The 11,555-nt window shown below is 62.3% G+C and carries 7 protein-coding genes; all 7 read left to right on the forward strand.

Annotation, left to right across the window (positions count from 1 at the left end; translation table 11 throughout):
* Nucleotides 1-183: 183 nt before the first annotated feature.
* A complete protein-coding gene (locus tag JF616_17055) occupies nucleotides 184-2,301 on the forward strand; it encodes a hypothetical protein (protein MBW8889467.1) in 2,118 nt (705 codons plus the stop codon).
* A 427-nt stretch (nucleotides 2,302-2,728) separates the two neighbouring features.
* Complete coding sequence (locus tag JF616_17060; protein MBW8889468.1) at nucleotides 2,729-5,104, forward strand: hypothetical protein; 2,376 nt, start codon at nucleotides 2,729-2,731, stop codon at nucleotides 5,102-5,104.
* A gap of 129 nt (nucleotides 5,105-5,233) precedes the next feature.
* On the forward strand, nucleotides 5,234-6,889 hold the full coding sequence (locus JF616_17065) for a PQQ-dependent sugar dehydrogenase (protein ID MBW8889469.1): 1,656 nt from the start codon (nucleotides 5,234-5,236) through the stop codon (nucleotides 6,887-6,889).
* Nucleotides 6,886-7,698, forward strand: a complete 813-nt coding sequence (locus tag JF616_17070; protein MBW8889470.1) for a ThuA domain-containing protein — start codon at nucleotides 6,886-6,888, stop codon at nucleotides 7,696-7,698. The genes JF616_17065 and JF616_17070 overlap by 4 nt, the downstream gene beginning before the upstream one ends.
* 14 nt (nucleotides 7,699-7,712) lie before the next feature.
* On the forward strand, nucleotides 7,713-9,092 hold the full coding sequence (locus JF616_17075) for an alginate lyase family protein (GenBank protein MBW8889471.1): 1,380 nt from the start codon (nucleotides 7,713-7,715) through the stop codon (nucleotides 9,090-9,092).
* 228 nt (nucleotides 9,093-9,320) lie between these two features.
* Nucleotides 9,321-10,199 (forward strand): TIGR02147 family protein, encoded by an 879-nt coding sequence (locus JF616_17080; protein ID MBW8889472.1) that lies wholly within the window; start codon nucleotides 9,321-9,323, stop codon nucleotides 10,197-10,199.
* The coding region (locus tag JF616_17085; protein ID MBW8889473.1) for a hypothetical protein at nucleotides 10,196-11,555 on the forward strand (1,360 nt) is incomplete at its 3' end. The genes JF616_17080 and JF616_17085, both read left to right, overlap by 4 nt.

Genomic DNA, 11,555 nt, shown 5'->3' on the forward strand with positions numbered 1-11,555 from the left:
CTAATATATTCCATCCTTGCTGCGGGGACGGCGATTGCCGCTCCTGTCGAAAAATCCGGGGATTGCCCTGCACTTGAACGCCAGGCATTTCCCAATGCCAAAGATGATTGGACACAATTCCCGAACCGGCCCACAGATGACATTGATCCGGGTTGCGGCTCTTCCGCGAAGACGGGTTGTAGGATGCAGAAGCCGCTTAAGGCGGCGCAGTCCATCAACTGTATCGTACCCGCGACCGGCTTGAAAATGCAATTGTGGGCCTCCGAAGAGATGGTCGGGAACATGAAGTACATCCAGCACTTCTCCTTCGACGAAAAGGGCCGCCTCTGGGCCGTCGAGCCCAAGAGCTATCCCAACATTATCCGATCCGCGTCCAACAGCCTCACCGATCAGAAGTTCGTGGGCGGCAACGACCGCATCGTTATCCTCGAGGATACCGATGGGGATAAGGTGATGGATAAATTCACCGTTTTCAAGGACGGCCTCAACTTGCCCCAGTCCATTGAATGCGTCAATGGCGGCGTGGTGGTGAGCATGACCCCTTACGTCGTGTTCTTCCCCAACAATAACGACGTGGCCGGAACTCCCGTCATCCTGTTCTCGGGCATGGGATCGAGCGGGACGTCCTGGGATACCCACGGCGGCATCAACCAATTGATGTACGGCCTGGACAACTGGATCTACGGGCAAACCGGCTACAATACCTGCAGCGCCTTGCCCGGCATCACTACTGGTACCGGCACCAATTGCGGCAGCGGCAAGGTCTGGCGCTTCCGCAGCTCGAAGATCCCGGGCATGACCGATGACAAATTCGAAGTTTGGAGCACCGGTCCCGCCAATGCGGACGGCGTGGGGCAGATGGAAGACGGCCAGATCTTCCAGTCCGGCGCCACCGGGACCCCTCACCTGAACCATTCCGCCGTCCAGGGCGCCGCGACCATGGATATCCGTACCACCAATCCCGCCTTCAACTCCGGCTCGAACGGAGTGGACAAGTACTACCCCATTACCGGGGACCGGTACCTTTGGGAAGGATCCACCGCTAAAAACACGGATGGATGGTTCACCTCGAGCAGCACCGCCTCATCAAACGTGCAATTCTATACCGCCCGCCTGCTCCCGAAGAAATACTGGAACCGTTTCGTATTCACTTGCGAAGGCGCCAGCAAGCTTTGCAACCAAGATAGCCTGGTCGAATCCGGCAGCACCTGGAAGGGCTACCGCCTGCCCGGCCCCACCCACGCCAACCTCTTGGCTTCCACCGATGCCTGGGTTGCGCCCCTATTGGCCAAGACCGGCCCGGATGGCGCGGTCTGGGTGCTGGACTGGAACAACTACCTCTTCCTGCATAATCCGGCTGGCCCTTCGGGACCCGGCGGCGCATGGGTCAACGATCTGCGCACCAAGAATTCCAATCGCATTTATCGCATGGTGCCCACCGATGGCTCGCTTGACCCGGTTATGGATCTGAGCGCCGCAACCGAAGACCAGTTGATCGCCGCCTTCGGCAGCACCAACTTCTTCTGGCGCCTCACCGCCCAGCGCCTGCTGATAGGCAAGGGCGTCACCGCCACCCTCGTGGACAAGCTCAAGGCCATCTTGCAAACCGACAAATCGCTGGACGAGGTCGGCAACAGCCCGCGCGTGCAACATGCCTTGTGGACCTTGGACGGCCTTGGCCAGTTCACCAAGGATCCCACGACCTGGGTTCCCATCCTGAAGAGCCTCCTCAAGCATCCGGCCTGGTGCGTCCGCCGCAACGTCCTGCGCGTGATGCCGCGGACCGCGGACGGCGCAGCCGCCATCAACGATGGCTGCTCGGTCAACGACCCCCATGCGCACGTGCGCTTGCAGGCCTTGCTGGCCTTCGGCGCGATGACCTCCAAGCCCGCCACCTTGAATCCCATCCAGTCCTCCTATGCCAGCCTCGACAGAACGGCTACTTCGGCGGCCCAGGCTTCCGGCGTTCCCACCGGCACGCCCTCTTGCTCGGTAACCTTGGATCCCTCGGTGCCTTTCACCGGTGTTTCGAAAAAGGCCGAGGTCCCCCTGCAAGGCCTGCGCTTCCAATTGCAGGCGGGCGGATTCACCTTGCTGCCCCATGGGGAACTGCCCTCGGGCGAACTCTCCGTGTACGATATCCAGGGCCGCTTGTCCTTCAGCTCCCGGTACGATGCCGCCAGGGCCGCCTGGAGCGTGGCTTCCGCCCATGGCCTGAACCTGCCCATATACGGCTACGTCTTCCGCGGAACGGATGGCTCCGTCCGTCGCGGCAACATCGCCTTGGTAAGCGCGCGCTAAGAAGCTCGGCGCCAACCGGAAAAACGCTAGGTCACTTCGGCGCTCCCTGGATCCCAGGGAGCGCTTTCTTTTTCCCCGCCTTCTGAACGGCTCCCGAAACCGAATATCCGGATTCCGATCGTCCAATCGGGCATCGCGGAATTCCGGCCGGCGACTTATATTTCCCTAACTGCGATTTGACTAGAATTGTGGTCGATTCGCCCCCGCGGAGGCGGCATTGACGGTTTCCGGAGATTGCGGCGCCTTAGAGATTCTAACGGCCTCGACAAGCGCAACCCGGATCCGCGGCCCCGCCGGATAAACCGACCCCATCCGCCTCGAAGCGGCCGTTCTTTGCCGGAAGGAGCATCCGCGCGCTTCGGCGCCGGCCCAACTTCCGGGGATCAGGTCGGGCCCTTTCACAGCATACCGTAACATGGAGGTTTCGATGACCGGATTCGCCCGGGCCGTTTCTCGTTTCGCGATCCTTTCGGCCGTAACGCTTTCGGCCGCCGCGGCGCCCGTCGAAAAGACGGGGGATTGCCCGACCCTAGAACGCCAACCTCCGTTCGGCGGAGATGACTGGAGCCAATTCAAATCGGGTGGCGGGGCGCAACCCACATCCGAATTCGTCAGCAACTGTTCTTCCGCTAATCAGAGCGGCTGCACGCTCCAAAAACCCCTGAAGGCGGCGCAGTCCATCAACTGCATCCAGCCCGCGGCGGGCTTGAAGTTGCAACTGTTCGCGTCCGAAGAGATGGTCGGGAACATGAAATACATCCAGCACTTCTCCTTCGACGAAAGGGGCCGCGTCTGGGCCGTAGAGCCGCGCAGCTATCCCAACACCATCCGTCCGGCTGCGTCGACGCCGAGCATCACCGATCAGAAGTTCGTGGGCGGAAACGACCGCATCGTCATCCTCGAGGATACCGATGGGGATAAGGTGATGGATAAGTTCACGGTGTTCCTCGACGGACTGAACCTGCCCCAATCCATCGAATGCGTCAATGGCGGCGTGGTGGTGAGCATGACCCCATACGTCGTGTTCTTCCCCAACAACAACGACACCGCCGGAACGCCCGTCATCCTGTATTCGGGAATGGGCGCGGCCGGCACGTCCTGGGACACCCACGGCGGCATCAACCAATTGATGTACGGCTTGGACAACTGGATCTACGGGTTGACCGGATACAATACCTGCACCGCGAACCCCGGCAACGTGAACTGCGGCGGCGGCCGGAGCTGGCGCTTCCGCAGCTCGAAGATCCCGGGCATGACCGAAGACAAATTCGAAGTCTGGAGCACGGGTCCCGCCAATGCGGACGGCCTAGGCCAGATGGAAGACGGCCAGATCTTCCAATCCGGCGCCACCGGCACCTCCCACTTGAACCATTCGGCCGTCCAAGGCTCCGCGGCCATCGATATCCGCACCACCAATCCGGCCTATAACGCGACCTCCAATCCGAAAAACGTATACTACGCAATTACCGGCGACCGCTATCTCTGGGAAGGGACGAGCGATAAGAACGCCGATGGCTGGTTCACTTCGCAAAGCACCTCTTCCTCCGGCGTGCAATTCTACACATCCCGCCTGTTCCCGAAGAAGTATTGGAACCGTTTCGCCTTCACTTGCGAAGGCTCGCAAAAGCTCTGCAACCAGGACAGCCTGGTGGAATTCGGCAGCACTTGGAAGGGCTATCGCTTGCCCGGCCCCACGCATGCCAACCTCTTGGCCTCTACGGATGCCTGGGTCGCGCCTCTGCTGGCGAAAACCGGCCCGGACGGCGCGGTGTGGGTATTGGATTGGAACAACTATCTCTTTCTCCACAATCCCGCCTCTCCGGGCGGCACCTGCACCGGCGGAATTCCGAATAACGGGTGCGCATGGAACAACGATCTGCGCACCAAAAATTCCAACCGCATTTACCGCATGCTGCCGACCGACGCCACCCCTGAGCCGGTGTTGAACCTGGCGAATGCCTCCGAGGACCAGTTGATCGCCGCCTTCGGCAGCCAGAACTTCTTCTGGCGCCTAACCGCCCAAAGGCTTTTGATCGGCAAGGGCGCCACCCCAACCGCCATCGCGAAGCTTACGGATATCCTCAAGACCAATAAGGAATTGGATGAAGTCGGCAATAGCCCCCGGGTACAGCATGCCCTTTGGGCCTTGGAGGGTATGGGCGAATTCACCAAGTCGCCTTCGACCTACATCCCGATTTTGCAGGGCCTGCTGAAGCATCCGGCCTGGTGCGTACGCCGTAATGCGCTGCGGGTGATGCCGCGTACAATTGATGGCGCCGCCGCCATCAATACGGCTTGCTCGGTAAACGACGCGCATGCCCACGTACGCCTGCAGGCCTTGCTGGCCTTTGGCGAAATGGCATCCTTGCCTACCAGCCTGAATCCCATCCAGGCCTCCTTCGCGAGCGTTGACGCAACCGCTTCCGCCGCCCAAAAGGCATCCGGCATCCCGACCGGAACTCCCACCTGCACCACGGCCCCTCTTGATCCTTCCACCCCTTTCGTATCCTCCACCACCTCCTCCGCCTCCCGGCGCTTGGCCCAAGCTCCCCGCATTGGCTTGAAGTTCTACCTGCAGGACGGCGGTTTCCGGTTGCAGCCCCATCGCAACCTAAGTTCGGGCGTTATCACCGTATTCGATTTGAAAGGGCGGGTGGCCTTCACCTCCCGCTATGATGCGCCCACCGCTGCATGGAGCGCGTCTTCGGCACGGGGGCTGCATGAACCGGTTTACGGTTATTCCTTCCGCGGGTCGGATGGGTATCTGGAGAGCGGACTGGTGACCATGGTGGGGAACCATTGATAGGAGATTCCCGAAAGGCGGGTAGAGAGGGTTAATATCGGCCTTTTGGGAGTTATGCGAAAGGAACGGGAGCACAAGGGCCGCTTTTCGTTCAGGCAGTGGAGGCGCTCCCAGCTATATTTACCTTCTATGCACAACCATTCCATAATCGCATGCGCCTGGGCCTGCCTGGCGCTTTCCGCCACCGCCGGCCAAGCCCAAACGCAACCGGCCCGCAGCCTCTTCAAGGCGACCACCATTTTGACCGGACTGACCGATCCCACCCATATCGCCTTCCTGCCGGATGGGCGCCTGTACCAGACCCGCATCAACGGCGTCGTCCAGATCGTCGATCCCAAGACGGGCCAAACGACGGCGGCGGGGACCATCCCCACCACGAACGTGCATGAGGACGGCTTGCATTGCATCATCCTGGATCCGAAATGGTCGACCAACCATTTCATCTACGTCCTGTACGGTTCCATCACGCCGGACACGGCCATGGTCGTTTCGCGCTATACCACGGCGACCACCGGCGTGATCGATTTGACCAGCAAGCAGGAGTTGCTGCGGGTGCCCGAGACTTTCGGCTCGTCGGAAGAGCACACCACGGGATGCCTCGCTTTCGGTCCCGACGGCAATCTGTTCATCGGCTTCGCCGACAATACGCGCAACATCTTTTCCGGAACCGCCGCCGGCTACGCGCCGCGGGACCCGACGCGGCTGCTCTACGATTCGCAACGCTCGGCGGCGAACTCGATGGATCTGCGCGGGAAGATCCTCCGCATCCACCCGGAAACGACGGTAGGTGCCGACGGCAAGTGGTACACCGTCCCGGACGGGAACATGTTCCCCAAGGGCACGGATAAGACCCGCCCGGAAATCTTCGTCATGGGCTTGCGCCATCCCTTCCGCATCACCGTCGATCAGAAAACCGGCTGGCTGTTCTGGGCCGAGCCCGGACCGAACGCGACTGCGGACAATACCAACTTCGGCGTACGCGGTTACGACGAAGTGAACATCGCCAAGGATCCCGGCTATTACGGCTGGCCCTACTGCCTCGCGAACAACTTTTGCAATACCGTCCTGGACTACGGCACCGGCAAGGGCGGCGCGACCTATGATCCGGCCCATCTGACCAACACCTCCCCGAACAATACGGGCATCACCACCTTGCCCGCCGCCCGCCCCGCCTTGGTCTGGTATCCGTACAACTCCACCAACGCGGCCTTTCCCACCTTCGAAAGCGGAAGCACCAACACCTCCATGCTCGGGCCCGTATACCATTACGATGCCTCCAACCCCTCTACGGCCAAACTCCCTTCCTATTACGACGGCAAGTTGTTCATCTTCGATTTCTCGCGCAGCCTCATCCATACCGTCCAGGTGGATGCGGACGGGAAGCTGGTCAAGGTCGAACGCTTCTGGGATCAGACCCCCACCAATGCCATCACGAATCCCATCGATTGCAAGGTGGGCCCGGACGGGGCGCTTTACTTCCTGGACTGGTCGGACAACGCCGCTTATCCCCACAACGCGGCCCATGGCAACCTGGTGAAGCTCGAATACACGGGCCCGTCCGAGCCCGTGCAACCGGCCCCTGCCTTCGCGCCGCGGATGCCGGCGCCCGCCTGGACATTGGTCGCGCCCGGGGCCCGCTGGTCGCCGCCCGCGTCCGCCGCGCGCGCGCAAGCGTTCGATCCCCAAGGCCGCCAGGTATGGTCCTGGAGCAAAACCTCCCGCGCGGCCCTGCCGCGGACGAATGCGCAGATCCTGCGCGTGCGCATGGAAAACGAAGCCCCTTGATCTTCCTGCTGCTGGGCCTGCTGGTAAGCCTGGCCCCCGCGGCCGATCCGATCCGCGTGGTCTTCCTGGGGGGCGGCCACACCAACCATAACCCGGACAGCATGCAGACGGAAATCATCCCCGTATTCACCAAGGCCGGCATGCGCGTGGAATACCACACCAACGAATCGGTGCTGAACGCCGATAGCCTTGCGCGCTTCGACGCCATGTTCGTCTACAACGCCAAGAAAGGCAGCAAGACGGACGGATCGCCGGATCTGACCACGGCGCAGGAAGACGCGCTGTACGCCTGGGTGGAGGCCGGGCATCCTTTCGTGGCCGCCCATTGCGCCTCCAGTAGTTACCTGGAGAATCCGCGTTGGGCCCAATTGATCGGGGCGGAGTATACCGTGCATGGCAACGATTTCAAATACGTGACCATCGCCAAGCCCGATCATCCCGCCATGCAAGGCGTCTCCCCGCCCACGTCTTGGGATGAAGGCCGGCTGCACAATTTCCTGAAGCAGGATTTGACCATCCTGGAAACCCTCAACGACGAGAAGACGACGTGGACCTGGGTGCGCCCGCAAGGGAAAGGCTGGGTGTATTACACCAGCAGCGGGCATGACATCCGCGCCTGGAGCGATACGGCTTTCCAGGGGCAGTTGGTCCAGGCCCTGCGTTGGGGCGTATCCGCCTCCCACCCGGCCGCCCTGGCTCCCCTGCGGCCCGGTTCGCGGCCCCCGGCCCTCTTCCTCCTCTGGCCCCAGGACTGGGACCTGCTCGGCCGCAGGGTTAACGCCTACGTTACCCTCCCGCCGCTTCCCTGAAACCGAGCGTCCCCATGGGCATCCCGTCCGCCGACCCTTTTCCCGTTCGCTCCAGTCCAAGTAGGGGAACGCCGGCATCGCTCTTCGCCCGCTTCCGGTTCGGGACCCTGATCGCATGCCTTTCCGCGGCCGCCTTCGGCCAGGAATTCGTCCACCCCGGACTCTTGCATACGCAGGCCTCCCTGGACCGGGCCAAGACCCAAGTCGACGCCCAAGCCGAACCCTGGCTCTCGGGCTGGAAACGGTTGGCGGCCAATGGCCACGCCTCGGCTACCTGGCAGCCCCGTCCCTCCGACACCGTCTTCCGGGGCACGGGCACGCCCGAGAATTACGCCAACCTCTACACCGATATCGCCGCCGCGTACGCCAATGCGTTGTATTGGCGGCTCAAGGGCGATACGGCCCATGGCCAGGCCGCCGTCCGCATATTGGACGCCTGGAGCGGGAAGCTGAAGGTGATCGACGGGACCACGGACAAGTACCTTGCCGCGGGCATCTACGGCTACGAACTCGCCAACGCCGTCGAGCTGATGCGCGGCTATCCCGGCTGGAGCGGATTCGCGCAAAGCCGCGACCTTTTGCGCGCCGTATTCTACCCCTTGAATCATGACTTCCTGGCGAACCACCACGGCGCCTGCATCAGCCACTACTGGGCCAATTGGGATCTGGTCAACATGGCCTCCATGCTGGCCATCGGGATCTTGGCGGATGATCGCGCCATCTATGACGAAGCCGTAGCTTATTTCAAAACGGGAGCCGGCAACGGATCCATCCGCAACGTGGTCTGGTACCTGCATCCCGGAGGCCTGGGGCAATGGCAGGAATCCGGGCGCGATCAAGGCCATTCCCTGTTGGGTCCGGCCATCCTCGGATCGATTTGCGAAATGGCCTGGAGCCAAGGGGACGATTTGTACGGCTACGACGACAACCGCGCGCTGAAAGGTTTCGAGTACGTGGCCAAATACAACCTGGGCGATAGCGTCCCTTATGCCGCCTATGATAACTGCGATCACGTGCAGCAGGACACGATTTCGGCGGATGGGCGGGGAGGATTGCGGCCGGGATGGGAACTCATCTACAATCATTACGTGCTTCGCAAAGGCGTGGCGGCGCCCAATTGCCAGCGCTTCGCGGAAAAGGTCCGGCCCGAAGGCGGAGGCGGCGATTACGGCCCCAACAGCGGAGGCTACGATCAACTCGGCTACGGAACGCTCATGGCCACCCAGCCCCAGGGGACCTTCTTGCTTCCCAGGCCCTCGCGCCGGGCTCCGCTTACCCTTGATCCGCGCCTCCCCACCCTGGATGCCGAAGGTCGTTTATGGCCAGGGCGCGGGCAGGCAAACGGATGGCCGCGACCCGCCGATGTCCGTTTTCCCCTCCCCGCTTTTCCATGACCTGAATTGACGCCGATTCTTCGGCTTCGGGACTCGGTTTGGAAACGGACGTTTGGGTTTCCAGGCCCCTTTTTGGGGCCGTTCGCGTATTTTTGAGGCGAGTTGCGGAAGCGAGGCGCCGAATTCCGTTATCTCATGGAAACGATCTTGTGGCGAAACGTCAGGGCCAATCGCCCTGTTTGGCCTATTATTCCTCAGCCGGCGAGAAAAGCGCCTGGAGGGATGATCGTGACGACGGTACCACCCAAAGCAGGGGATAAGGACTGGGGCGAAGACCCTTCCGTTTTCGACTACACCGATTACCGTCGGTTCCTGAAGGCGTATTACGAACATCAGAAGCGGAAGAATCCCGCCTTCTCCTACCGGTATTTCGCGCTCAAGGCGAAAGTGAATTCCTCCGGCCTTCTCAAGAACGTCATCGATGGGAAGCGCGGACTGGGACGCGGCCTGATCGTGCGTTACGCCGAGGCCATGAAGCTGAAGAAGAAGGAGGCCGAGTACTTCGAATGCCTGGTCGATTTCAACGAGGCCCGCACCGTCGAGGAGAAGCGCATCTTCTTCCAGCGCCTGCTCGCGCTCCGCAAGCCCGAAATGCACCAGGTCCAGGCCAGCCAATTCGAGGTCTACTCCAAATGGTATTACAGCGCCATCCGGGAACTGATATCCGTGATCCCTTTCCGCGGGGACTACGCGGCCTTGGCGCGCGCCTTGGATCCGGCCATCCGACCCGAGCAGGCCGAGAAGGCCATCCGCGTGCTGGAAGAAGCCCAACTCATCGCCAAGGACGCGCAGGGGCGCTTCCGCCAGGCCCAGCCCTTGATCACCACCGGCCCGGAAGTGGAATCCGTAAGCGTCGCGCAGTACCAGATCGCCAGCATGGATCTCGCGAAAGAGGCGATCGATCGCCATGAGGCCGCGGTGCGCGACATATCGACCCTGACCTTGAGCATTTCCTCCGAAGGTTTCGCCGCGCTCAAGGAAGAACTGGTTTCCTTCCGCAAGAAACTGTTGTCGTTGGAGCGCAACTTCCAGGCCCCGGACCGGGTCTACCAATTGAACCTGCAGTTCTTCCCGCTCTCCAAGCTGCCCACGGCGCCGAACCCATGAGCGCGCGTTCGCCTTCGAATGCGGGCCAACGCGGCTCGCGCGCGGCTTCCCTCTGGGCGGTCGCGCTTCTGACGGCCGCCGGCCTGGGCGGATGCCTGGCGGGATCGGAAACCGGCAATACGGCTAAAGGGTTGACCGGCCAGATCCGGACCCTGGACGGGCTGCCTGCCGCGCGGACCCGCGTGGTGCTGGTCCCGGACGGTTTCGTTCCCGTCGATACTCATTCGGCCGCGGCCTTGCCCGCGGTGACTACCGACGCGCAAGGGCGGTACGCGTTCCGGGAAGTCGCCTCGGGCCGGTACAACGTGGAAGCGGTGAATCCCGCCGACGGCACGCGCGCCCGCATCGAGGGAATCGAAGCAGGGGATGCTTCGCTCGAGATCCCCGCCCAAACCCTGGGCATGCCGGGGTGCATCGCCGCGGCTTTGAAGGGCGCGGCCGATACCGTGACCGGATTCATTTATCTGCCCGGCAGCACCTACCGCGCCTCCGTGCGCTCCGCCGACTCGCTGGTCCGCCTGGACTCCCTGCCTCCCGGCCGGGTCGATTCCCTCGTCTATGGGAGCGCAACGGGGATCCCGCCCCGGACCTTCGCTTGGAACCTGCTCGTCCAACCCTCGACCGTAGGCCAGGCTTCCGGACCCTTCCTCGCCTGGCGCCGTTCCCTCGTGGTCAACGTGGACGGAGGGACGTCCGGCGCCAAGCTCTCCGCCAAGGTGGCGGGAATCCCCATACGAATCGCTTTGCCGGATTCCGTCCTGGGGTCTGGCGCCAAGGACGGATCCGACCTGCGGGTCGCCAATGAGCAAGGCGCGGAACTTCCCTGCGAGGTCCAATCGCAAGGCGGATCCGTTGCGCTGTGGGTAAGGATGGATACGGTCTATGCGGATCGGCCGACGCGCATCCGCCTGTATTGGGATTACGGCGGACGCGATCCCTTGCCCGCCGCCAAAGCGGGATCGGTCTTCGCGACGGCCGACGGCTTCGCGGGCGCTTGGCACCTGGACGAGGATCCCGCGGCCAACAACGGACGGCTTTCGGATGCGACGGGACAAGGGAACGAGGGAATGGCCGTTGGGTATTCCACCGCGGGAGCGACCGAAGCCGGCGTGGCCGGGAGCGCCCTGAAGTTCGATGGCAAAACCCAATTCGCGGGAACGAAGCTCGCCTTCGACGATCCTGAAGCCTTCACCGTCCTCATCTGGTTCCGGGCCGGCCATGGCCTGGGCGGCCGCATCTTCGAATTCGCCGACAAGGATACCAGCCGCGCCGCCTACTGGGACCGCTTGCTGCATCTCTACCCGGACGGCACCTTGCACTACGGGGTATTTCCGCCCGATAGCGCGGGTAAACCCC

This window comes from Fibrobacterota bacterium, from assembly GCA_019509785.1.
In the GTDB taxonomy this organism is placed as follows: domain Bacteria; phylum Fibrobacterota; class Fibrobacteria; order UBA11236; family UBA11236; genus Chersky-265.